Here is a 22,748-nt window from a genome sequence, read left to right as displayed (position 1 = left end):
TAGACTGACTCAAATGTTTCGTATACCCTTTGTGCCAATTACGTAGATCTCTTTACTGCTATTTTGAATTTCAAAGCAGAAATCCATTGAGAGGCTGGCTTTTCAACCTAAAAAATAGCCTGTTGAATGGAATATTCACAGGTTGAATTTCTTTCACTCATTATTTTAGCTTTCATTACAATTAGAAAAACCCCTGTACATCCGTTTGAATCCCACGGAGTGCAAGAGGTTTTTACTATGCTGATACAGGTTTTTTAGTTTCTCATCAACTTACAAAATTTATATTGTCAGTAATCCTCTTAAAACTTACCACATTTCAATTTGTTGAAATCTCAGAGCGAGCCATATCCTAAACAAACGATTTCACATTTATAAATTATAGTTTTTTTTATTTATTTTTTCCACGCATTTTTTATGCGATCAATAACAATTTTTGGGCTCTGACAGTTGCAGGAAATATCCACTTTTTTAGCAGCAATATGCTTGCTGTCTTTAGACAATAAAAGCCGCTCCAATTGGTTTTCCAGCCGTTTTTCGAGCTTCTTCTGTTAATGCGATATAACTTACTCCCATACCAATAAAATAAAGGACCTTATGAGGTCCTTTATTTACAACACTGTCATCTAACTGAGACAACGTTAAAAAGAGTATGTCTGAAGAATAATTTTTCATTTCATGAATAGCGGCTATTGAGAGCTTCTCCGCTTGCCATCTTTTTTCACCAGCAACTGCCCAACTGCTTTTACCTTAATGAATAATGCATTTCCCGGCATATAAGCAAGCGGAATATCTTCAATTGAAACAATTTTTACTGTCTTAGGATCTGCATTTGCTTTAATGGCCCGTTCTATGGCAAGCTCTTTGGCTTCTTCAATGGCTTCTGCGTAAGATTGTTCACTGAGTGAGTATACTTTTTCGACCTCTCCGGAAATATCGCCGATCGCTGCTCCAATGGCATTGGCCACTTCAAAATGTTCAGGTTTTATAACCTCCCTGGCTCCTTTTATAGAGCTAGGAAGCAGGATGCTGCCTCCACCTGAAAGAATAATGGAAACATCATCAGCGTTCGTCTTCATACGATCAATAGCCACCTCAACCTCATGAACAATTTGCTTATGTGCTTCCTTGCATTCTGTTTTATCTAAAGCATCCGCATTTAAGTCGAGCAAATCTATGGTCGCCATTCCAGCTCCGAAAGCGATGTCAGTCGCGGTCAAGATATCGCCGCCGAAGATGATTCCCTTTTTCGTTATTTCATGGCCTACGCTGTCGGGGCCAATTGTATAACCCGTCTCATTCTTTCTGATAATTGTTCCGCCACCAATGCCGATAGATAACATATCAGGCATTCTAAAATTCGTACGGACGCCCCCAATTTCAATAGCTACGGACGATTCTCTTGGAAATCCGTTTTTAACTACACCAATATCTGTAGTGGTTCCTCCAATATCGAGAATCATAGCGTTTTCTATGCCGGATAAGTAGACGGCCCCGCGGATTGAGTTCGTCGGTCCACAACCGATCGTGAAGATTGGATAGCTAAGAGCATAGTCAGTTGTCATTAGTGTCCCATCATTTTGTCCAAGAAAAATCTCCGGGTCCAGCCCATTTGCTGTTAAGGCAGCAGTAAATCCATTCACTACTAATTTAATGACCTGTATTAAGGCGGCATTTAAAGTAGCGGCATTTTCACGCTCCAGCAAGCCCATGCTTCCAATTTCATGAGACAAGGACACATGCATATCCGGAACGATTTCTTTTATAATTTCCTGGACTCTTACTTCTTGATCAGGGCGGACCGGTGAATACACTCCCACGACGGCGATCGCATCTACTTCTTCTTTGATTTCATTTACAATGGATCTAATTTCTTCCTCGTCTATCGGGACAATTTCATCTCCATTAAATTCATATCCCCCTGAAACAACATATTGATGGTTTCCTATTGCCTCAAGCAAATCTTGTGGCCAATTATAAAGCGGAGGGATCGAGGTAGTGGCAGGATAACCAATCCGAATTACCCCTACCCGATTCAAGTTTTTTCTTTCTACGATTGCATTTGTACAATGGGTAGTGCCCAGCATTGCATGTGTAACGTGCTTTTTATCTACACCCGATTCTGCTAATATACGAGCGATACTGTCATGAATGCCTGACATAATATTTGCAGAAGTTGCAGACTTGTATTTCGCGATCACTTGCATATTTTCATCAATAAGAACGGCATCTGTATTTGTTCCGCCGACATCTATTCCAATTCGATAGCTCATTACTTCATCACCTCTCGTGCATGTAACTCCTCAACTGGCTTGTAAGCTACGTCATAACCAAAATAACCAGGCCCTGCGGTGGCAATCCCTTTTTCTGTACGCCACTTCTCATGGCAAGGGTAGGCAATAACAACGACACGGGCTCCATATTTCAATGATTCCGTCGTAATCGGATAGCCTGTTTCCTGATCTAAAATTGAAATCAAATCCGGAGTGATGGCTAACGGATTGCCTTCCTCAGTCACAAGCAGCTGCTCATTTTGGAAATGCAAAGTCACTTCACGGGAATGATCTTCATTTATTCCAGCTACTCTCGCTATCCCCTTTGTGAAACCGCCCTCTATCTTTCTTTCAATTGACGTAATTTTGCCGGTAATCAAAGAGTATCCTCTCAGTCTATCTATCAATAGATCAATGGCCGTCTTGTTACCGCTATGTTTCTCCATTAATATCTCGCCGATAGAAGCAGCTAATGTTAACGTACCAGGGATCGCACTCTTAACCACATCTCTTCCGTATAACGCATAATCACACATCGAGGCATTTCCACCCATCTCTATCGTGAGAGCACGAGCGATTTTCTCCGACCACTTTCCATTCATAGGAGAGAAAGTGACCACATTTCCTCTTTCATCCGCCATTGTAACTGGGTCCGGCTTTAGGCCGTCTAAATGGAACGTGACCATTTGTGCTTCTGGGAAAGCACGCCCCATTGCATCGGCGTCTACTACCGGTACTCGTTTCTTGGCGGCTGCAATAATAGGAATTAAGGAGTTGCCTCCCCCTATTTCAATTGGCATGACCGCTCGTATTTTTTGATCAAAGTGCTTCTCAATGGCTTCTAGTGCTGCGATGACCTGCTCTTCCGATGGTATTTTTTCGACCATCACACTAGGGGCTCCGATCATTGAAACAGGAACAACTAAGTCACCCTCTTTTAATTGATCGATGCTGATAATTTCTACTGGTCCGTATTTGTCAATTGCCCGCATCGCCATTAGCTTGCCAAGATGAGGGTCTCCTCCTCCACCTGTACCGAGGACAGCAGCACCAATAGCAATTTGTTCAATCATTTGTTGTGTTAACTTCTTCATTTAGGTATCTCCTCTGCTAATTTTGTTGTTGCATCTGTTTTAGAAAGCACTTTTCCTAGGATGGCTTGAGCAGCCAGCGCCAGTAAAAATCCATCGAGTGCTGGGATGGTAGTTATGTCGAAAATCCCCAACCCTGCAGGAGCATCTGTCGTCAAGAAAGCTACAGAAGAAGCCAAGAGCCAAACAATGAATGAACGGCCGACAAAGGAAACTCGCTTTTCATTATCGAAACGAAATTGCTGCTTGTTGACAAAGTAATACTCAGCTGCATAGATCCCGCCAATCGGTGCAATTAATACAGTGACAATCGAAAGAAACGTAACGAATTGATCAAATATCCCTAAAACAGCTACTAAAGTGGCTACTATTCCCGCTATCAAAGTGAGCAATTTTTTTGGAATGCCAGGAAATAACACGGCAAGGCCAAGTGATGATGAATACAGATTATTCGTATTCGTTGTCCACTGCGCCAGTGTCAATACTATGATCGCAGGCATGCCCAGTCCGACTACAGTGAAGATCGTAATCAGATCACTTGTATTCATTGCTTTTGACAAAAGAATCGCCATAACAAGCATGAAGCTGTTCCCTACAAAGAACCCGATAAACGCTGATAAAACAGCGTCCTTCTTTGATCTTGCCCAACGGGATATATCCGGAGCCAGAATAGTCCCCAATACAAAGATTCCAATAACTAGTGACGTAGCCGCTCCAAAGCTGAACGCTGTATTCTGTGTTTGTAACATGGCATTTGTTCCTTTTTCGCCGATTACGAAAAACAGGGCGATAAAGATCAAAAGAATGAGGAGAGGGACAGAAAACTTGCTTAATTTCTCAATGGCTTGATAACCATATATAGCAGTTGACATCATTAACAATCCACCAATAAATGCCAGTAACTTAACAGAAACATCCATACCGAATATGGATGACAAGGCAGCATGAGCATTTTCTGCAAAAAATCCTGCTTGTACACCAAACCAGCCGAGCGATGAAACCGCCAGGCAAAGCGAAGTGATCTTCGCCCCTTGTCTCCCAAAAGTAAATGTAGAAATCATCGCTGTCGACAATCCTGTGGCCGCTCCTACATATGCGCAAAACGCACCGAGCAAACCGAGAAAAAGAGAACCGAGAAACACTGCCAACAATGCCTGGCTTAAGGACATGCCCGCCCCCAGCTCCGCACCAAGTAACACTGCTGATAAATCAATGCCTATCGCTATCCAGACGCTGCTGATCGATATCCATCCTTTGCGAAGTTCTCTCGGCACCGGCTCCCGTTCAAAATCATTGCTATTTGCATTTTCCATATTTTTCACCCCTCTTTAAATAAAATTGCTATTTATTGCTTTATCCCAAGCCAGTATTGCTCCCATATAATCTCAAGTCGCCGTGAAAACTCTCGCTCGTCATAATACTGCATCTCCAGAAACACGCCATCCATTACACACAAGAAGGATGTCACCATATCCTCAACCTTTCTAGGTTGAACCTCCTGATTTCTTATTCCTTCTTCAAAAATTTCTCTCAACAATTCACTTTCCATCTGTTCAATTTTGTTGAAATTTTCTGTTATTTGTTTGTATAAAAATGGTGGAGGAAACAACATTAATCTTCTAAATAACTTTGTTTTGCCAGTTTCAGTTAAATGATAATTTACTGCTGTTAATAACAGGCCATACAACCTCTCTTTTGCCGATCCATTTCTTGCTTGCTCCAAGCTTTTTTGCAAATGATCGTAATGATCTTCTAAAATGTCCTGATAAACGTTTAAAAGCAAATCTTCTTTTCCTTCATAAAAAGCGTAAATAGAGGGCGTCTTAATCCCTACTGCATGAGCAATTTCTTTTAGGGACGTTCCCTCATATCCCTGATCAGCAAACAAATTTGCCGCAGCCTCTTTTAATTTTTCTCTTGTAGACAATGATTTAGCCAACCTCCTCGTCACCTAACTATTATTAGTTAGTATAATCCATATAAACAGAATTGCAAGTATTTTCTTAACTATCAACCAAGTTTTATTTAAAAAACAATCATAATAATTATTCAATAAAAAAACCTCTTCGTCTCATTGATTTTATACATTTAAACCAAATATTGATCAAAATCCCTATGTAATTGGGATCACAACAAAAAAAGAATCCATTATAGAAATAGACAAACCAAAATGGATTCTGCATATTTGAATATAAATACAATTTTCACAAGAGGTTTTGACGATGCCGAGTATGCTTCGTTGCCTATTTGCAATGGACGGCTTAATAGGAGTAGGAACTATAAAAAGTAAATATAAAACTTTTATACTTATTATCCATTTCTTTTTTAGCTGAATGCTTCTCCTATGCTTGAAAGCTTATTGAGGGTATGCCCATTGCGGACAGTTGCTGAAACCTGCAATTTTTCAGATGAGTACCACGTTTGGAGGTTCGGCTACTCTCATAGAATAAGAGATAGACCTCTCTCCCATTTATAACACAGCGCACTTTTTCATTATTATAATATAATAACTTATCACTATTTTCCTTGGAAGGAGCTGCTGGCAACAAAGCTACATGCAGACATTCCTCTTTAGAATAAGCATTTGCCTCTGAAAGCTGCTGTTCTGCACCAATCATTCTTTGTCATTCTTTAGCTGTCCTTATGATCACTATACTGGATATCCCATAATATCCTGCCTCCTTCCCTTATTGTTTAATTAACAATTTTCACAGACGCAGCAGATGACCAATGGGCTGTCCTCAGACAGAGAAAACCCGCCAATAAAAAAAGCTGATCGGTGAATGATACCCATCAGCTTTTTTACTATTTATTTTTCTCGAACAACTAATAACACACCGGCAAAGATCAGTAGAGTACCAATCCAGAAAGACCATCCAACTTGTTCACCTAATAGCAGCCATCCTAGAAAAGTACCAGCTATCGGCTGGAAAAAGAAAAATAATCCGCCGCTTGAAGCATTAAGCATTTGCAACCCACGATTCCATAGTAAAAAACCACAGGCTGTTGAGATCACGCCTAAATATAATAGACTGCCCCAAACCGCTGGATGCATCATGGCCTGAAAATCAAGTGCTGCTAGCCTGCTGACTGTAAAAGGCGTCAGCAAAACAATCGCTACAAGAATAGCATAGCCCGTTACGACAATTTGGGAATACTGTTCCGGTACACGTTTAATTAGAACAGACATCAGCGCCCATGTCAGCGCTGCTGCAAGTAAGGATAAACCGCCGAGCTGTTGAGAAGAATCAATCTGGGCGTTGCCAATAATAATGTAAACGCCGATCGTTGCCAGAATAATAGATGCAGCTTTTTTTAATGTAACGGTTTCTTTTAAAATAAGACGCGCAAATAACACCATAAACGCAGGGGTCGTCGAGGTAATAATCGCCCCCATTTGCGCGGTGGAAAGCATCGTGCCAACTTCTTGGGTTACGATAGAAATCGTGTTTCCAACAAGGCCGATAACAAAGATTAGTAGCCAATCTCTTTTTTTAATCCGCCACGATTGTTTTTTAACCACACTAATTATCAGCAGTGCCACAATGGCAATCACATAACGTAACCATACTAATTCAAGTGGCGGCACAATCTCAACCACAAACTTGACTACCACATACATCCCGCCCCAAATACTTGCAGCGAGTGCTAAATACAAAGAACCCAGTAACGTATTTCTCATTTTGTACCCTCCGTTTTGTTTAGACAATGGTTGTCCTTAACGGAGATGCCATCTTCTGCCGTTAAGGAAGAAGAATAGCAGGTACATCATTTTCAAACAGCGGAGACCATAGCATGTTTTTCAGCTCACTTTCGAATAATTGACTTAATCATATACTATTTTGCTGGCTTGCGTACAGAATCATGGATGATCAGGTCACTCTTTTACATCCACCATCTGTCAGCCGGATTTTATTTTTTGAGACTAAAAATTTTCACCCTCTAAGAAGACCTTTCCACAATCAATTATTCTAATTTAATGCTTCCGTTATAGAATACGATAGCGCTTACTTTTCTAGAGGCACAACTTCTAAATAGTCATCTAAACGATCAACCGGCAATTCCATCTGCGATCCGTCACTTAGTATAAGAGCAATTACCCCTTCTTCCTCCTCGGTCGGCTCGATTAAAGTGACACAGAGGCCGCTCTCCTTACAGCGAATGTCCACCTTATGTTCGAATATAAAATCATCCAAATCTTCAAATTTTCTTATATCTTTTAATAACAACAAAACCATCCCCTTTTTCCAATATGATTTTTATTTCCATATGGAATGTAAAAATCCTTTTATTACAGGCAAGTTTTTTGTTAATCTGCTCTAAAACCAACCGGAAGAGGAAAGTAACGACATACATAAAGATAAGACATTACGATTGGACCGATTCCTGGACCATTCATATCAGCTCGGATAGCTGTTGACGGCATCTCGCTAACAACCATCTTTTCAACAGAGAACAGTCTATCGGGGTGCATGTCCAGAACTTCTTTACACTCTTTCAAATGATAATCTTAAAAACGTATGAAAGCTTTAAACCTCCTTGCTATATTTATGACCAGGCCTTTTTCAAGAGGGACACACCGAGTTGGATTTCCTCATAAGAAAGGCTGCTAAAACCAAGCTTAACAATCGGCTGATCAGGATGATTGTTAACAACATACAGTGAGGTCGGCTGGACTTTAACTCCATGGGAAAAAGCCTGTCTGATCAGCCATTCTTCTGAACGCCCTATGTGTACCTTGACTAATAAGTATAAGCCAGACTGCTCGCCGATAATAGAAATATTTTGACCGAATTGCTTTCTTAATTCAGAAACTAAGTGCAGCATTTTTCTTTTATAAACAAGACGCATTCGCTTAACGTGGCGACTCCATTCTCCTTCTTCCATAAATTTAGCCATTGTGAGCTGATTAAGAAGGGACGTAGTACTCTCAAAATGACGGAAGCGATCTTTATAACGATCTAATAGCGGCTGAGGCAACACCATATAACTTAAACGAATGCCTGGAAGAAAGCACTTCGAAAAATTCCCCAGATAAACGACTCTTTGAGCATCAATCGAAGCAAGGGCAGGAAATGGCCGTTGCGTATAACGAAATTCACTATCATAATCGTCTTCAATAATGTATCCCTGTACCTCGTTAGCCCAGTGAATAAGCATTTGCCGCTGTTGAATCGACATGCTTACTCCAATCGGACTTTGATGGGACGGGGTTACATAAATTAGCCGGGATTGCATCTGTTCTAACTGAGAAAAATCAACCCCTGCTTCATAAACCGGCAAAGTTTCAAAGTGAAGACGGTGAAATTGAAAAGCTTCCCTGGCGCCATCATATCCAGGATCCTCTACGATCACACTTTGGAAATCATCTTTCAGTATATGCCCAAGGTATATAAGCATTTGCTGGGTACTGCTGCCGATAATAATCTCATTTGCCTCTGCTTTTACTCCCCTTGATTGAAACACATACGCGGCAATTTGTTCTCGCAGACATACCTCGCCAAAAGGATCTCCGTATTGGAAGCTCTCTTGTAATGTTAATGCTTGGTTAGCTATTCTTCTCCAGACTTTTAAAGGGAAATGTGTTTGATCTACCGCATCTGCTCGGAAATTAACAAGAACAGCTGCTGTCGATTCTGTTTGCTTTCTATTACGAGAGATTGCCTCCTGTTGAAATAAAGCGGGCTCTAATTCATTTACAAAATAACCTTTTCTCCCTTCTCCGCGAATATAACCTTCAGCTACAAGTTGATCATAAGCCATTAATGTAGTATTGCGGCTTACTTGAAGGGAGTCTGCCAGTTGACGGATAGTAGGTAGTTGCTCATTCGTTCGTATATCTCCTTGCTCAATAAATAATTTAAATTGTTCGTAGATCTGTTTGTATTTAGGTGTGTCTTCCTTAAAAGTAAAAATAATATTTTTCATTTACCTTTCCCTCTGACATGTATATTTGTTTATTATTGTACCTTTTTTCATGTCAGTTTGTGTAATATTATTTTTTTGCCGGGTATTTATATTTTTTAAAATTCAAGTATAAGTGGAAAGGATGATTATGGTGTACATTCCTAAATATTATCGTATGGATCATGAAGAAGCCGTTCAAATGATGAAATCTAATCCGTTTGCGTTATTGGTTACTGTTGATGAACACCGGCCCTTGGCTACGCATATTCCTTTAGAAATTCGAGAAGATGAAGGAAAACTCTACGCGACTGGGCACATTGCATACGGAAACAAGCAGAAAAAAACTTTAGACAATAATAGTGATGTGTTACTCATTTTCCAAGGACCGCACGCTTACATTTCATCCAGTTGGTATCAGTGCGAAGAGGTCCCTACATGGGACTATTTAGCTGTACATGCGTATGGAACAGCACGTGTAATCACTGGAGAAGAGCTGGAATCAGCTTTGGATACTATGCTTAAACACTATGAGTCTCCCCGAGAAAATGGTCGGACCTGGGAGACGTTTGATCCAGAGCTGCTCAAGAGTGAAATGAAAGGAATCGTTGGTTTTGAAATTGAAATCACCTCTATTCAAGCTGCAGCCAAAATGAGTCAGAATCGTAATGACACCGATTACAAAACGATTGTTGGCGAGCTTGAAAAATCAAATGAACAAGAGGACGTCCAGGTCGCTCAGTGGATGCGTGAGCAGCGGAAAGGGTTATTTAAATGATTGGCCTAATTATTACGGCTTGTTTTCTTTGATTTGCTCATAGGACAGCCAATACCAAAACTTTATGCAGATGGTTAAAATAAGGATTTATGCCATTATTTTAGTACAAGTTAAAGCCCCTCTAGGCTATAGCTCTTATTCAACAAGAGGGGCGTAGTTTTTAAATAATGAAATCTCAATTGTTTATTTATCTTACTAAAAGATTGGGATTTCAACATAAAAGTATTCTTACCACTGTTCATTTGTGGTTTGCTGTGGGCACTCCTAAAAGTAAAAATGGGGTTTATCACCTTTTATTTTCAGGTGCCAACGTGAAATTGTGTAACCGTTTATGTTTACGAAGAAGTTAAGCTAACCAAGGAGATGTTTAATTAAATCCTACACAAAATACAATAAGGAGTTGCATTTTATGGAGTTTTCAACTATTTGGCTATTTGTCATCGCTGCTGCTACATTATTAATACTACCTGGACCAGCTGTACTCTATATTATGGGAAGAAGTATAGATCAAGGAAAGAAAGCGGGCTTGGTATCAGTTGTTGGTGTGTCTCTTGGTGGTTCTATTCACGTTTTAGCAGGAGCAATTGGAGTTTCTGCCATTCTTATGACATCGGCAACAGCCTTTAATATCGTTAAATACTTAGGCGCCGCTTATCTTATCTACCTGGGGTGTAAGACTTTATTTTCTACACCTGATAAAACAACTTCAGACATTCCAAAACCCCCTCGCAAAAAACTAGTAAAGATTTTTTATGAATCAGCTCTCGTAGAAGTAATGAATCCTAAGACAGCACTCTTTTTTTTAGCCTTCTTTCCACAATTCATATCACCCTCTGCTGGATCAGTGACAGCACAATAGCTTTTCTTCCCATCACATTTCCCTTACGTTTCATATGTAGTCTAATTAAAGACTTCAATAGAAGTACATTAAAAGAATAGATAAAAATCTGTTCCAGCAACAAATCCATTATTTGTGCGAGAACACGGGCAGAGTATCGTATACCATTCTTTTGCCAATGTGTAAATTAAAGAGAAACGGGTATAAAATGACTAAGTTTTTTCATTCTAATACCTGGCACTGAGTTTTCTTTTTTATTCAAACAAGGAAGACCCGGTGGAAGGTGATGAAATGAGAAAAGTTTATGGCATCGAAAACTTAATCGCTTATTTGTCTTCAGTGAATTTTCCAATAACTGAAGATAAAATTAATGATCTCATCTTAAAAAGAGAACTGCCTCACCTTAGGCCATTTGGCAGTATTCTCATGTTTGATTTGGATCACATCGACTGGTGGATCAATCAACAGCGATAAAAGCCATAGATAGTACCCCTGCTTTCTAAGCAGAGGGTACCTTAACCAAGCCTTTCCCATGCTGCTCAGTAATGGTACATAAATCCTCATAGAGAACCATCCTGCTTTTTATGAAACTATAAACTGCTTCTGATTCTTCTTTTTAAAACAGGCTTCCCCTACTCCAAGAACAGCGCTGACGCGTCTTCCTCTCAAGAAGAATGGGTACCTGTAATCAATATCGCTTATAAGGAAGATTTCTGAAAAAACAAGCAATAAAATGTAAAAATATATCGAATCACCCTCCTTACTAACAAAGTTTCCTCCACGGATTTTTAACGATTGCGCCTAAAAAATAGCGGTTATTTCTTTTCATTTTCATCGATTAAAAATAATTATATTTCCCTGATTTCGTTTTAATCGATATTTAAGAGGGGTATAGTGAACCTGATAGGATAATTATATTTACAGGAGGGGAACCATGGATCAAATCAGAAAAGTTCTTTTTGCTTTTATACTTATATTAAGCAGTGTCACTGTAATCAATTATTCAAATTCATCTATTGCTGCGAAGGCAGAGGTCAGAGAGAATGTCGGTGTGATGACTTCTTATTCCTCCCTTGCCAAGAACACTTTCCGTACAACTCTTTTTGTCGGAGGGAATTCACCTAAGATGGCTGACTTTACAGTTAAGCATACTCCCACTTTTTCAATTAAAAAAAGTGATGGCATGATCGTTAAACAAGGTTCCCTTAATACCTGGGTGCATCGTGCAGGACCAAAATTTGATCTTTATGAGTTAGCCAGCAGCACAAATGTAGATCTCTCTGCCCTTTCTCCAGGAAATTACCGTATTTATGTATCCATTCCCATGGATGATGGAGCGATCAATTCAGCGGTAAATGGCAGCTTCACTCAAGCTTTCACTCTCCATTCAGATCACACAGTGACAAACATTCGTCCTTAATATCATAAAGCCCCGAGCATTCTGGACTGACCCCAGAAAGTGAGACAAATAAAAAACACCTTTAAGTTGAAAACGAGTATGGGATACTCGAAAATAACTTGGAGGTGTTTTTCTATGGGGACAAGAGTCAGTTATCCAGCGGAAGTAAAAATGAAGGCTGTAAAAATGAGATTAGCTGGGGTGCCGGTCAAAGAAGTCTTAAAGGAATTAAACATTCGAAATAAGACACAGCTTAAAACATGGATGAAATGGTACAAAGCAGGCGAGTTTCATCGATTTGAACAGCCAGTGGGCAAGCAGTATTCCTTCGGAAAAGGGGCTGAGTATGAAAGTGAAACAGAGAAACTGAAGGCAGAAAATCGGTATTTGAAACAGCAGATTGAAGTACTAAAAAAGTACAAAGAATTGGAGAGGAAGTGGTCCCAGAAACAGCTGTAGAATTAGTAAAAGAACTCCAAACCAGCATGCCCGTCAGGGAAATATGCCGGCATCTCGGCATTGCTAGATCCACTTATTATCGCTGGAAGAGCAGGAGCCGGAAAGAAACAGCCAGGCAGATCGTTGAACGAAAAATCGGCACGTTGTGCCGGGACCTTAAGTTTCGATATGGTTATCGTAAAATCACGGCCTTATTAAAACGAGAGATGTCGATTAACCATAAAGCGGTACAGCGTGTAATGCAGAAGTATGGCTGGCAGTGCCGGGTAAAAGTGAAGAAACGCAAACGAACAGGACAGCCCTGTCATATTTCCGATAACCTGTTAAAAGGAGATTTCCAGGCAAATCAGCCTCTTCAAAAGCTCGTCACAGATATTACATACTTGCCTTTTGGCCAGAAACAGCTGTATCTTTCAAGTATTCAGGATTTATTTAACGGCGAAATCATTGCCTATTCTTTAGGAAGCTGCCAGAATACAGATTTTGTGCTACATACGCTGGCCCAGTTGCCACCCCTCCCAGAGGGATGCATTCTGCACAGCGATCAGGGATCTGTGTACACATCTTATGCTTATCAGCAGGCAGTCAAAGAAAAAGGCATTACCATGAGTATGTCCCGGAAAGGGACACCCTCTGATAATGCCTCCATCGAATCGTTTCATTCCTCGCTAAAGTCTGAAACGTTCTATCTCGACGAGTTGACAAGCACTACGACGGCTATCGTAGAGCAAACTGTCGAAAGCTATATTCACTATTATAACCATATCCGTATTCAAGCGAAACTAAACAACCAGCCACCGGTCAAATATCGGCAGCTGGCTGCTTAAAGGTGTTTTGATCCCTGTCTCAAAAATAGGGGTCAGTCCCCTTCACAGCTGGGGCTTTTTATAGCGTTGATATAACGCCTTGTACGTATGCAGGTAAAATGACTGGTTTTGCTTGGCTTCTTGATAAGCATGAGCAAAGAATCTACCCCCTCTCTTCCACTTATTATGAAAGGGTCGGTTCATTTTTCATGCTGGTTCATGGACAAAAGGTTTTTATTCACAAAATAACAGTCCCGCTTGCTAAAAGCAGCGGGACCATTCCTACCTTCATAAAAATGGGGCACTTTAAAAATCAGCGCTGAAGAGATGAATTCATCTGTTGGTTCTGTTGATTTTGCTGGTATTGTTGAGAACTCAATTGCTTCAATTGTTGCTGAGACTGATCAATTTGTTGAGTCATTTGGTTTAGAATGCTAAACGATTGCAACGTTTGTCCCACGCTCCCTAGCATTTGTGCAGCTTGTTGAACTGTTTGCTGAAGCTGCTGGAACGTCTCTTGTTGCTGACTTTGAGCTTGTCTTCTAAATTGCTGCATCTGTTGGAGCAATTGGGATGCTTGCTCGTTTTGCATAGTAGCAGGCTGGTCGATAGAACCTAATTGTTGTTGAGAACTTTGGAGTTGGTTCAAGGCAGTGGCCATAGAATCTAATTGGCTTCTTAAAGGCGCCAATTCTTCTCCAATCTCTTCTTCAAATTTTCTTTCCGCTACTCTTTCAGCTACTTGTTCAGTTACCTCTTCAGATGTTTTTTTAGCCATTATAAAGTCCCCCTTTGTTAAATTCGGCACATTTTCCATCACCAAGTCATCCGTCCTGTTATCTGCTCGTCCTTTTTTTCTGTAGAAACAAAATGAATAACAGCAAGAATAACCAAGCCGACGATTAATAGCGTAAGAATCAAATGTACTACCTCCTGGGCTGGCGACTATGTGCTGCTTTTGAAACACAATGATATTATGGACTTTGCAACCGACTCTTATTAATACCAATGATTCCTTTGGAAGTCATTAAATAGAGAGATCATTTACTTTTTTTAACACATGCATTCCACTACTCCCCACTCTTATATGAACCGATTCCTTTTCCACTAACTTTATCATGAGAAAAAGCCTTGCTCACTAAGAGCAAAGCTTTTATTGTTTATATGAGAGGAAGCATATGCCTATTTATCCTTCTTGTTGCTCTATTGTTGCAATGGCAATGGAAAGCCCTTCAACCACTCCTTTAATGTAGGACTCTTTATTAATGTTGTCCTTCTTTAAGGCTATTTCAATCTGTTTGTTCTCATACAAATCCTTTGCATTTTGCAACATTTTGATGACTTCGTTTTTATCCATTGACAATCCTCCTATCTTACCCATGTTGTTCATTTCTACTAGCAGTCTAATCGAGTACAAATTAATCCTCGAAGGCAGCCACCTTCTGTAACTTATTTACCCACCAAGCAAGCTGTTTAATCCTCCATCGGGAAAAAATAAGAAATGAGTTAAACATTTAAAAATTCGTCTAATCTTTCCTCTGCCGATTCATTATTTGCAGGCAACTCCGTTAAAATATTTAGCATCAAATTCTTTTCAGCCATCTTCTTTAATGCGTCAAATACATTCGGCTTATAATTTTTTAGCAGCGTCATAATTTCAGCAGCCGGCAATGGCACTTTAGATCGAATCTTTAAGAAAGACCACAAATAAGCGACAAAATCGTGAGCGGCATCGGTGTTATCCGGATGTTTTTTTAGTAAATCATAAAATCGTTGAATGCTTTTTCTTAATTCTTCATTTTCTTCCATCAATTTCGGTCCCTACCTTTTATTTGCGTAATCACCCAAATGAGGAAGTCTTTCTCATTTGGCAGCCCGGCTATCATTGTCTGTAAACTTTAGACCCGTGGCTTTGCGTCCTTATTTTTCAATAAGTTTGCCTTTTCATCAGAAACAATTTAATCATACAATAAACAAGGGGATGATGAAAAACATAACCCTTGCTCTTTATATTAGGTAACACGTTCAGCCATTTTTTTCAATTCCTTTGCACGTAAAATAATAAATGCAGTCATGTATTTTTCTAAAAATAACTTATCAGCTATAACGCCCAGTATACCAAGTGGAGACTTATATTGAAACGTATCTATCATTAATGTGCCATCCGCTTTTTCAACAAATTGATGTATATGCTTAAAAGAGTGAAAAGCTCCATGTACCATTTCATCTATGAATTTATTCGGCTTCTCCATAAATGTCACCTGGGATGTCAGCCTTTGCTTAATACCAAAGTGAACGGCTTCCCAAATAACAATATCTCCTTCCTCCAACATTCCTTCGGTTACGCCCCCAACCGCTTTTTCGTTTGTCTGGTGTGTCGTTTGTGTATGTACCTTTACATTCCTCGCCAGATCAAAACATACTTCAATCGGTGCTTGAATAAATTGTTCATGTATAATAACAGGCATTTTCCTTCTCCTTTTGAGGCCTGGCTTATGGTTACCCCTTTTGACAGTGGCCTATGGTCATGGCAGAAAGGTTTTCTCCCTATGGCCTAACAATGTGAAACCTCGTATCTCCAAAGCCACATTAGTCAATTCTCAGCTGTCCACTTTTCCCGGTCATAAAAGACTAAATCGAAATGGAATACTGTCTTTAAGCTACTGACATGCTGCAATATAAACAAACGTTCATCCCCAAACAAAAGCGACATGAGTTTCAATCTCTTTTAGTTTAGACGCCAGCATGTCGCCAATCAATAGAATTAAACTCCCGAAAAGACATTCCTGTACCATTCAATAAAGTTGCACAAAGTAATTCTTGATCTATCCCCTTTGCCTATTCTTGATAAATTTCGTTGATCATTAAATATGGTACGTTTCTCCATTTCACCCTTATATAAAGGATAACCTGGCTTATTGTTAGACTTACCTGATCGTTGTTCCCATGTACTTATTTTGCAAACTAATTTTGAATCTGCGAACAAAGAGGATGGAAGAAAACAGAATAACTACTTTACAACAATAAGCTGCTAAATAGAGGCAAAAAAGCAGTTGAAAGAGCCCTCTCTTTAACTGCTTTTCTGGGAGCACCAGCCCCTGTTTCAATGATCATTAGTTAATAAAATAAAAAGCTGTTCCATAAGCCGGATTTCCGTCTTATAGAACAGCTTTTTCATTTAAATAAACAAGCTGGCCTACTAAAAAAGCTCTTTTCTTTTTACTTAAGAATCATTTTCTTATCTAGTGTTAGCTGTACCTCTTGTTCATTTGTATTGAAAATTTGTTTTTTCTTCATTTTGAAGTGATAAACCACGTAACAACCAATAAAGAAGGCTCCGCCGCAATAAAGCGCCATGCGCTGCGCAGGATCAAATGCCAAGCTAATCATGACGATACAGTTGGCAGTCAAAGCAATGATCGGCAGTACCGGATAAAGAGGAATTTTAAACTTTAAGTCTTCCACTTTGCCGCCCTGGCGGATATACGCTCTTCTGAATGCAAGCTGGGAAGCTGTAATAGCGATCCAGCCAATTTGCGCTCCTAAGCCTGCAAGGGAAAGCAGCCAAACAAATACAGTCTTTGCCGCTACTACACTTGAAAGCAAAGATAGACCGGCTATTGCAAGTGTGATGAGCAAGGCATTCATCGGTACCCCTCTCTTATTTACCCTTCCTAACGCTGGGCTTGCCATCTTCTCTCCGGAAAGAGAGTACAGCATGCGTGTCGCAGCATAAAGACCAGAGTTAGCAACCGATAGAAGAGCGGTAAGAATAACGAAATTCATTATATCCGCTGCATAAGGAATCCCGATGCTGTCAAATATAACGACGAATGGGCTTTCAATGACTCCCGCCTTTTCCATAGGAATCATGCCTGCAAGTACAAAGACAGATAGCACGAAGAAGAAAAGTGTTCTCCAAACTGTTTGTCGAATGGATTTAGGAATGGTTTTCTCAGGATTTTCACTTTCCCCGGCAGCGATCCCAATTAGTTCGGTACCCTGGAAGGAGAAATTCACGGTAATCATTGTTATTAGCAAGGCGGATATCCCATTAGGGAAAAGCCCCTCGGCATAAAAGCGCGAAAGAAATGGTGCCTCTTCTCCACCTTTCATATCAATTAAACCAAACATGGCAGCTCCGCCAACTATGAGAAACACAATAATGGCTATCACTTTAATACTTGAGAACAAAAATTCTGCTTCAGCAAACGCTCTTGTTGACAGGGCATTCAATAAAAAGAGAAGAGCAGCGAATATAGCACACCACATCCAAACTGGTGAATCAGGGAACCATCTCAACATGAGCTGGCCTGCCGACAAAAATTCTAACGCAACAGTCACTGCCCAGCCAAACCAGTAAAGCCATCCAATAGAGAAACCAGTCGCGGGGCCAATAAATCTCGTAGTATAGGTTTGAAATGAACCTGAGACCGGCATGGCAACAGACAATTCCCCGAGGCAAAGCATGGTTAAATACATGATGAACCCGCCCACTAGATAAGAGAGAATCGCACCGGTCGGTCCAGCTTCATGAATAGTATAACCTGATCCAAGGAAAAACCCTGTACCAATACATCCTCCCAGAGAAATCATAAATAAGTGCCTTGCTTTCATGCTTCTTTTTAATTCATGTGTTTGGTTTTCTCCTGACTTCATTCAAACTCTCCTTTAGCTTGTTATTTTGAAAACGATTTCGTTTTTGTATAGGAGTTATTCCATTGATTATTACGATTTTGCGGGCCCTTTATCTTTTTTGATAAACTGCCCGCAGAAAAATCTATGATTCTTGCTACATAAAAGATTGACTAGCTTTATAGAAGCTCATGGCTTTCTTGGTTGTTAAGCTGCTTTATTTAAATTACAGCAATGTATCTCCCAATAAGGAACTTATCAATGCAACAGCCGCTGCAGCCGTTTTGTTGTGCTCATCCAGGATTGGGTTGATTTCTACAAACTCTGCTGAAGTTACTATGTTAGCCTCTGATAACATTTCCATGGCTAAATGGCTTTCGCGGTAACTAATCCCTCCAGCTACAGGTGTCCCCACTCCAGGTGCATCCTCTGGATCAAGCCCGTCCAAATCAAGCGATAAGTGCACGCCATCCGTGCGTTCTTTTAAATAAGCGATCGTTTCTTCCACCACGGCAGTCATGCCTAAACGGTCGATTTCATGCATTGTAAACACTTTAATGCCTGTTTCCTTGATCAGTTCTCTTTCTCCCGGATCTAAAGAGCGAGCTCCGATAATAACCACGTTTTCAGGCTTTACCTTTGGAGAAAAACCGCCAATATTCGTTAGGGAAGGATGTCCCAGTCCCAGACTTACCGCCAAAGACATTCCGTGAATGTTTCCTGATGGAGAAGTTTCTGCGGTATTTAAATCGCCGTGGGCGTCATACCAAATCACCCCCAAATTTTCAGGGCGCTTCGCTACACCTGCCAATGTTCCAATAGCAATACTGTGGTCTCCCCCTAAAACCAACGGAAACCGGTCCATGCCAATTACCTCATCTATTTTTTGTCTCAGTGCCTCATTTCCCTCTGCGACAGCGCTTAAATTTTTTAAGTTATGATCTGTATCAGCTTTCGTTTTTTCTTTAATCTCGACCTTTATGTCTCCTTCGTCGTGGACCATGTAGCCAAGATTTTCAAGTCTTTCGCTTAACCCGGCATAACGGATAGCACTTGGCCCCATATCTACGCCTCTTCTCGTTTGGCCGAGATCCATAGGAACACCGATGATTGAAATTTCTTTTCTCATACTTCATTCTCCCTGTTCAAATTTTCTCACCTAGTGTAAAGGAAAAAAATAAATGACTCAACTCGACATTTTTCTTAATATTTATACGATTGAAATGTTTTTAGAAATTACAGCTATTATTATTTTTAAATATTATTTTTATAGTTAAATATATCTAACATCTCGATTCATTAAACTACAAAGGATTTGAAAAAAGAGGAAAAAATCACTGAAGAAAGCAGGATAAAAATCTCTATATTTTTTTAAAAAAAAGATACCATCCCTCTTTCAATCAGGATTTCTAACTCTATTGAGCACTGTTTCCCCCAAAAAGCCTCCTCTTATCCTTTCGCTATAAATCTGCTGTCCAATTAGCATGCATATAACAATAAAGTGAAATACAAATTTAAAAAATGTTTTTTCAAAAAATAAAATTCATACAAATAAGAAAAGATATTTTACCAAATAAAGGAACGAAACCCTATGAATAATTGTCATAAATAGTCGAATAATTTTATCAACGATTGAAGTTGTCAAAAAAAAAATTATTACTCATAGAAAAAATTTTAGTTATTCCCTTCTTTCTAAAACAGCTAAACGAAAATTAAACCGTTGTCCTAAAAACTCCCTCTTATAAAAATGGATATTCCATGGTGATTTTCCTTCTGGCTTCTCCCTGTGCTTTGCAAAGAAAGCTGATACATAAATACTTTTCCAATTGCGTAAAAATATAAAGATTGCTGGCCGGATGATCACTGATCAAACTATCGATTTATTTACATGCTAATATTTCCGAAGATTTTCACTTCTGGGAAAGTGAACAATCAGAGGGCCTGGCACCTAAATATTGAAACAACTTTATCTACTGGCATAAGTTCTTTATTTACGGGAAAGTCTTGCTGAATGGGCCCCTTGTGGACACCCCTCAGAATTATAGATGCATAAAAGAAAGAAAAGGAAAAGCAGAGGATGCTTTTCCTTTTCTTAAACAAACTGTTATTCAACTTTTCTCTTAGGCGAGGTCGGCTCTCCTTCTCTTCTGTATTCCTTCTCCCAGTAATCAGCATTTTTAATTCCCAGCGATACAGGGTCAAATATCGGATCTGCAATCCCTTGCTTTCTCTGTCTTTCATAGTCTTTCAAAGTAACTAGCGCTGGTTTAGCAAGTATAATAATAGCAATCATATTCAGCCATACAGTAATCCCTAAGCCGGTGTCTCCCATTGCCCAAGCCAAAGTTGCTTCGTTCGCAGCTCCGTAGAATGATGCTGCGATTACCACAAATTTTAGCACTAGCATCGCCCACTTGTTATCTTTGCCACGCATTAAGTAGGCAATGTTTGTTTCAGCTATATAATAATAAGCCATAATTGTTGTGAAAGCGAAGAAGAACAAAGCGATAGCGACAAATCCTGCACCAAACCCAGGAAACACGCTGTCAATAGCAGCCTGAGTATACCCAGGGCCTACCTCAACTTTTGGTATATTGTCAACAAGACGGGTACCATTCTCAGCTTCAATATTGTACATTCCAGTAAACAGAATCATAAAGGCAGTTGCTGAGCACACAAACAATGTATCAATATAAACAGAAAATGTCTGAACCAATCCCTGTTGTGCCGGATGTGACACCTCGGCAGCTGCCGCTGGATGCGCCCCTGTTCCCTGTCCTGCTTCATTTGAATAAAGTCCGCGTTTTACTCCCCACAAAATTGCCATTCCAATCATTCCGCCAAAAACAGAATCCATGGCAAAAGCGCTTCTAAAAATAAGAGCAATAACTGCTGGAACCTCTGTAATATTCATAGCTATAATGATGAGTGCTAAAATGATATATCCTAAAGCCATAAATGGAACGATAATGGTGGCGGCAGTCGCAATTCTCTTGACTCCCCCAAATATAATAACAGCTAACAAAAGGCCAATAATAATCCCGGTTATATTTTTATCAATCCCAAATGCCGTATCAATTCCTGTCGCAATTGAATTTGACTGAACCCCTGGCATAAGAATGGCAAGAGCAATAAACATCGCAATAGCAAAAGTAACGGCAAACCATTTCCATCCGATCCCCTTTTCAATATAATAAGCTGGACCGCCGCGATATTGCCCATCTTGCTTTACTTTGTAGATTTGTGCCAATGTGGATTCAATATATGCGCTGGAAGCTCCAATGAACGCGATGGCCCACATCCAAAAAACAGCACCTGGCCCCCCGAAAAAAATAGCTGTTGCCACACCGGCAATATTCCCGGTTCCTACCCGACCCGAAAGCGCTATGGATAAAGCTTGGAATGAGGATACCCCGGCTTCAGATTTTTTCCCCTGGAACATAAGTCTTATCATTTCCTTAATCTGTCTTACCTGCACAAAGCGTGTTGAAATCGAGAAAAACAACCCCACTCCGAGTAACGCATAAACAACAGGTGTACTCCATAATAATCCATTAAACCAATTTACAAAGTTCTCCAAACAAATCCCCCCATATATTTTGTGGTGTAAGTCTATATAAACTGAATGATATAGAAAATTTACAGGAAAACGCTTTCATTTCACTCAGTTATATACCGTCCCTTTGCTACCAATGACTCTTTCATAATAAAAGGAGTTTTTCATCCGTTGCTGCTTCTTTCAGCAGGGATCATTCTGCTCTTCATGGCCCTTTCGCTAAGCCTCCTCTATCAAATAGAACTAGAAATTTGCAGATAGGAAGGGCTTAGGCATAACTCATATAGATACAAAGACTTACTTTTATCCAATAAAAAGGAGGCCATATTGACAGATTTTCCCCGTCGTCAATATAGCCCCCTACTTCACTAAATAACTATGAGCTTGTAATTATTTTAATTTCTAGTCATTGCTAAGTGAACCGTTATTTACTCTATAGGCTATTAGCCTTATGTGAGCGTGTCAGCAACTCTCTCGGCCTCGCCTCTCTTATTCATGATAAACCCACAGATTGGTTACAATTAACTTCTTTATTATTTTCTAAAATTTCTAAATTGGCTAATAACTAATTTGATTATAAGTGGCTACCTATTATTTGGTCAACAAATCTTTTATCATTGGTTACAATTTTGTGTAAATTAACAAAGCAGTCTCTTTCCCTCTATTGCTCACTGAAATACATTCAAAAAGCATTATCGCGAGTTTCTGAAATGTGAAACGTACGCTGATAATGCCTTATCCAATCGTTTTTTCAAAAAGCGGGGATCTCTCTCATCAGATTACTCTGTTGGTGCTTCTCCATTTTTGTTCCCGTATTCTTCATTGCTCATATTGCTGCGGGAGTTGTTCTGTTTATCACCCACTTCTTCATTTTTTCCAAGCTCCTGATAAACGCCTTCAGCAAGCTCCCCAGCCGAAGCTGCCCCGCTGCTTTGAGCCTTTTCTTGAGAAGGTACTTTATCGTTATTCCCATGATTGTTAGTCATAAAAATCCCTCCTTGTGAACTTTTCT

At 39.8% G+C, this 22,748-nt stretch carries 21 protein-coding genes, 1 pseudogene and 1 riboswitch; of the genes and pseudogenes, 5 read left to right on the top strand and 17 right to left on the bottom strand.

The features are described 5' to 3' along the window. Positions 1 to 686 precede the first annotated feature (686 nt). From MKZ02_RS11570 to pdxR, 9 genes are all read right to left on the bottom strand, one after another. A complete protein-coding gene (locus tag MKZ02_RS11570; RefSeq protein WP_340853639.1) occupies positions 687 to 2,270 on the bottom strand; it encodes a hydantoinase/oxoprolinase family protein in 1,584 nt (527 codons plus the stop codon). Next, positions 2,270 to 3,364: a DUF917 domain-containing protein gene (locus MKZ02_RS11565; protein ID WP_340853638.1), complete on the bottom strand. Its 1,095-nt coding sequence runs from the start codon at positions 3,362 to 3,364 to the stop codon at positions 2,270 to 2,272. The genes MKZ02_RS11570 and MKZ02_RS11565 overlap by 1 nt, the downstream gene beginning before the upstream one ends. Continuing rightward, complete coding sequence (locus MKZ02_RS11560; protein ID WP_120032237.1) at positions 3,361 to 4,674, bottom strand: cytosine permease; 1,314 nt, start codon at positions 4,672 to 4,674, stop codon at positions 3,361 to 3,363. The genes MKZ02_RS11565 and MKZ02_RS11560 overlap by 4 nt, the downstream gene beginning before the upstream one ends. Positions 4,675 to 4,706: 32 nt before the next feature. Next, positions 4,707 to 5,288, bottom strand: a complete 582-nt coding sequence (locus tag MKZ02_RS11555) for a TetR/AcrR family transcriptional regulator (protein WP_340853637.1) — start codon at positions 5,286 to 5,288, stop codon at positions 4,707 to 4,709. A gap of 415 nt (positions 5,289 to 5,703) precedes the next feature. Next, on the bottom strand, positions 5,704 to 5,979 hold the full coding sequence (locus MKZ02_RS11550) for a hypothetical protein (protein ID WP_340853636.1): 276 nt from the start codon (positions 5,977 to 5,979) through the stop codon (positions 5,704 to 5,706). A 191-nt stretch (positions 5,980 to 6,170) separates the two neighbouring features. Beyond that, on the bottom strand, positions 6,171 to 7,043 hold the full coding sequence (locus MKZ02_RS11545; RefSeq protein WP_340853635.1) for a DMT family transporter: 873 nt from the start codon (positions 7,041 to 7,043) through the stop codon (positions 6,171 to 6,173). Between the two features lie 325 nt (positions 7,044 to 7,368). Further along, positions 7,369 to 7,590, bottom strand: a complete 222-nt coding sequence (locus MKZ02_RS11540) for a hypothetical protein (RefSeq protein WP_120032243.1) — start codon at positions 7,588 to 7,590, stop codon at positions 7,369 to 7,371. Positions 7,591 to 7,670: 80 nt separating this feature from the next. Next, positions 7,671 to 7,835 carry a hypothetical protein gene (locus tag MKZ02_RS11535; protein ID WP_340853633.1) on the bottom strand — a complete coding sequence of 55 codons (165 nt, stop codon included), beginning with the start codon at positions 7,833 to 7,835 and terminating at the stop codon, positions 7,671 to 7,673. A 74-nt stretch (positions 7,836 to 7,909) separates the two neighbouring features. Further along, the gene (pdxR, locus tag MKZ02_RS11530) at positions 7,910 to 9,289 is read right to left on the bottom strand and encodes a MocR-like pyridoxine biosynthesis transcription factor PdxR (RefSeq protein ID WP_340853632.1); all 1,380 of its coding nucleotides are present in this window, start codon (positions 9,287 to 9,289) and stop codon (positions 7,910 to 7,912) included. A 121-nt stretch (positions 9,290 to 9,410) separates the two neighbouring features. On the opposite strand from pdxR, the gene MKZ02_RS11525 reads away from it, so the two are divergent. The 5 genes and pseudogenes from MKZ02_RS11525 to MKZ02_RS11505 all read left to right on the top strand — a co-directional run bounded on the left by MKZ02_RS11525 (position 9,411) and on the right by MKZ02_RS11505 (position 13,566). Continuing rightward, positions 9,411 to 10,043 carry an FMN-binding negative transcriptional regulator gene (locus MKZ02_RS11525; RefSeq protein WP_340853631.1) on the top strand — a complete coding sequence of 211 codons (633 nt, stop codon included), beginning with the start codon at positions 9,411 to 9,413 and terminating at the stop codon, positions 10,041 to 10,043. A 409-nt stretch (positions 10,044 to 10,452) separates the two neighbouring features. Next, positions 10,453 to 10,899: pseudogene (locus MKZ02_RS11520) on the top strand (LysE family translocator); the annotation flags it as partial. Between the two features lie 273 nt (positions 10,900 to 11,172). Next, positions 11,173 to 11,355, top strand: coding sequence for a hypothetical protein (locus tag MKZ02_RS11515; RefSeq protein ID WP_120032251.1), 183 nt, complete (start codon positions 11,173 to 11,175; stop codon positions 11,353 to 11,355). Positions 11,356 to 11,815: 460 nt separating this feature from the next. Continuing rightward, the gene (locus MKZ02_RS11510) at positions 11,816 to 12,301 is read left to right on the top strand and encodes a hypothetical protein (RefSeq protein WP_340853629.1); all 486 of its coding nucleotides are present in this window, start codon (positions 11,816 to 11,818) and stop codon (positions 12,299 to 12,301) included. A gap of 114 nt (positions 12,302 to 12,415) precedes the next feature. Further along, positions 12,416 to 13,566 (top strand): IS3 family transposase gene (locus MKZ02_RS11505; protein WP_340851290.1). Its coding sequence is split into 2 segments (ribosomal slippage): positions 12,416 to 12,689 and positions 12,689 to 13,566, totalling 1,152 coding nucleotides; the frame shifts between segments, so codons are not numbered across the junction. Positions 13,567 to 13,858: 292 nt separating this feature from the next. On the opposite strand, the gene MKZ02_RS11500 is transcribed toward MKZ02_RS11505, so the two are convergent. From MKZ02_RS11500 to MKZ02_RS11465, 8 genes are all read right to left on the bottom strand, one after another. Continuing rightward, positions 13,859 to 14,323, bottom strand: coding sequence for a hypothetical protein (locus MKZ02_RS11500; protein ID WP_340853627.1), 465 nt, complete (start codon positions 14,321 to 14,323; stop codon positions 13,859 to 13,861). A gap of 408 nt (positions 14,324 to 14,731) precedes the next feature. After that, positions 14,732 to 14,902: a hypothetical protein gene (locus MKZ02_RS11495; protein ID WP_182916963.1), complete on the bottom strand. Its 171-nt coding sequence runs from the start codon at positions 14,900 to 14,902 to the stop codon at positions 14,732 to 14,734. A gap of 149 nt (positions 14,903 to 15,051) precedes the next feature. Further along, entirely contained in the window at positions 15,052 to 15,354 is a 303-nt protein-coding gene (locus tag MKZ02_RS11490; RefSeq protein WP_120032262.1) for a hypothetical protein, read from the bottom strand. A 57-nt stretch (positions 15,355 to 15,411) separates the two neighbouring features. Then, a riboswitch (cyclic di-GMP riboswitch) is annotated at positions 15,412 to 15,496 on the bottom strand. A 61-nt stretch (positions 15,497 to 15,557) separates the two neighbouring features. Next, positions 15,558 to 16,013, bottom strand: a complete 456-nt coding sequence (locus tag MKZ02_RS11485) for an SRPBCC family protein (protein WP_340853625.1) — start codon at positions 16,011 to 16,013, stop codon at positions 15,558 to 15,560. A 751-nt stretch (positions 16,014 to 16,764) separates the two neighbouring features. Next, the gene (locus MKZ02_RS11480) at positions 16,765 to 18,204 is read right to left on the bottom strand and encodes an amino acid permease (RefSeq protein ID WP_120032266.1); all 1,440 of its coding nucleotides are present in this window, start codon (positions 18,202 to 18,204) and stop codon (positions 16,765 to 16,767) included. A gap of 202 nt (positions 18,205 to 18,406) precedes the next feature. Next, a complete protein-coding gene (gene rocF, locus MKZ02_RS11475; protein WP_340853623.1) occupies positions 18,407 to 19,309 on the bottom strand; it encodes an arginase in 903 nt (300 codons plus the stop codon). A gap of 975 nt (positions 19,310 to 20,284) precedes the next feature. Further along, positions 20,285 to 21,760 carry an alanine/glycine:cation symporter family protein gene (locus MKZ02_RS11470; RefSeq protein ID WP_120032270.1) on the bottom strand — a complete coding sequence of 492 codons (1,476 nt, stop codon included), beginning with the start codon at positions 21,758 to 21,760 and terminating at the stop codon, positions 20,285 to 20,287. A gap of 755 nt (positions 21,761 to 22,515) precedes the next feature. Then, positions 22,516 to 22,722, bottom strand: coding sequence for a general stress protein B (locus MKZ02_RS11465; RefSeq protein ID WP_120032273.1), 207 nt, complete (start codon positions 22,720 to 22,722; stop codon positions 22,516 to 22,518). Between the last annotated feature and the right edge of the window lie 26 nt (positions 22,723 to 22,748).

The sequence above is a fragment of the Pseudobacillus sp. FSL P4-0506 genome (genome assembly GCF_038003025.1).
Taxonomy (GTDB): Bacteria; Bacillota; Bacilli; order Bacillales; family Domibacillaceae; genus Pseudobacillus.
This window is presented reverse-complemented; position numbering and strand designations above follow the sequence as displayed.

Excerpts from the sequence above, each read along its gene's own strand:
- MKZ02_RS11570 (WP_340853639.1), bottom strand. The coding sequence starts at position 2,270 with ATGAGCTATCGAATTGGAATAGATGTCGGCGGAACAAATACAGATGCC.
- rocF (WP_340853623.1), bottom strand. The coding sequence starts at position 19,309 with ATGAGAAAAGAAATTTCAATCATCGGTGTTCCTATGGATCTCGGCCAA.
- MKZ02_RS11545 (WP_340853635.1), bottom strand. The coding sequence starts at position 7,043 with ATGAGAAATACGTTACTGGGTTCTTTGTATTTAGCACTCGCTGCAAGT.
- MKZ02_RS11495 (WP_182916963.1), bottom strand. The coding sequence starts at position 14,902 with ATGGATAAAAACGAAGTCATCAAAATGTTGCAAAATGCAAAGGATTTG.
- MKZ02_RS11560 (WP_120032237.1), bottom strand. The coding sequence starts at position 4,674 with ATGGAAAATGCAAATAGCAATGATTTTGAACGGGAGCCGGTGCCGAGA.
- MKZ02_RS11550 (WP_340853636.1), bottom strand. The coding sequence starts at position 5,979 with ATGATTGGTGCAGAACAGCAGCTTTCAGAGGCAAATGCTTATTCTAAA.
- pdxR (WP_340853632.1), bottom strand. The coding sequence starts at position 9,289 with ATGAAAAATATTATTTTTACTTTTAAGGAAGACACACCTAAATACAAA.
- MKZ02_RS11510 (WP_340853629.1), top strand. The coding sequence starts at position 11,816 with ATGGATCAAATCAGAAAAGTTCTTTTTGCTTTTATACTTATATTAAGC.
- MKZ02_RS11525 (WP_340853631.1), top strand. The coding sequence starts at position 9,411 with ATGATTATGGTGTACATTCCTAAATATTATCGTATGGATCATGAAGAA.
- MKZ02_RS11485 (WP_340853625.1), bottom strand. The coding sequence starts at position 16,013 with ATGCCTGTTATTATACATGAACAATTTATTCAAGCACCGATTGAAGTA.
- MKZ02_RS11565 (WP_340853638.1), bottom strand. The coding sequence starts at position 3,364 with ATGAAGAAGTTAACACAACAAATGATTGAACAAATTGCTATTGGTGCT.
- MKZ02_RS11465 (WP_120032273.1), bottom strand. The coding sequence starts at position 22,722 with ATGACTAACAATCATGGGAATAACGATAAAGTACCTTCTCAAGAAAAG.
- MKZ02_RS11500 (WP_340853627.1), bottom strand. The coding sequence starts at position 14,323 with ATGGCTAAAAAAACATCTGAAGAGGTAACTGAACAAGTAGCTGAAAGA.
- MKZ02_RS11515 (WP_120032251.1), top strand. The coding sequence starts at position 11,173 with ATGAGAAAAGTTTATGGCATCGAAAACTTAATCGCTTATTTGTCTTCA.
- MKZ02_RS11490 (WP_120032262.1), bottom strand. The coding sequence starts at position 15,354 with ATGGAAGAAAATGAAGAATTAAGAAAAAGCATTCAACGATTTTATGAT.
- MKZ02_RS11480 (WP_120032266.1), bottom strand. The coding sequence starts at position 18,204 with ATGAAGTCAGGAGAAAACCAAACACATGAATTAAAAAGAAGCATGAAA.
- MKZ02_RS11535 (WP_340853633.1), bottom strand. The coding sequence starts at position 7,835 with ATGCACCCCGATAGACTGTTCTCTGTTGAAAAGATGGTTGTTAGCGAG.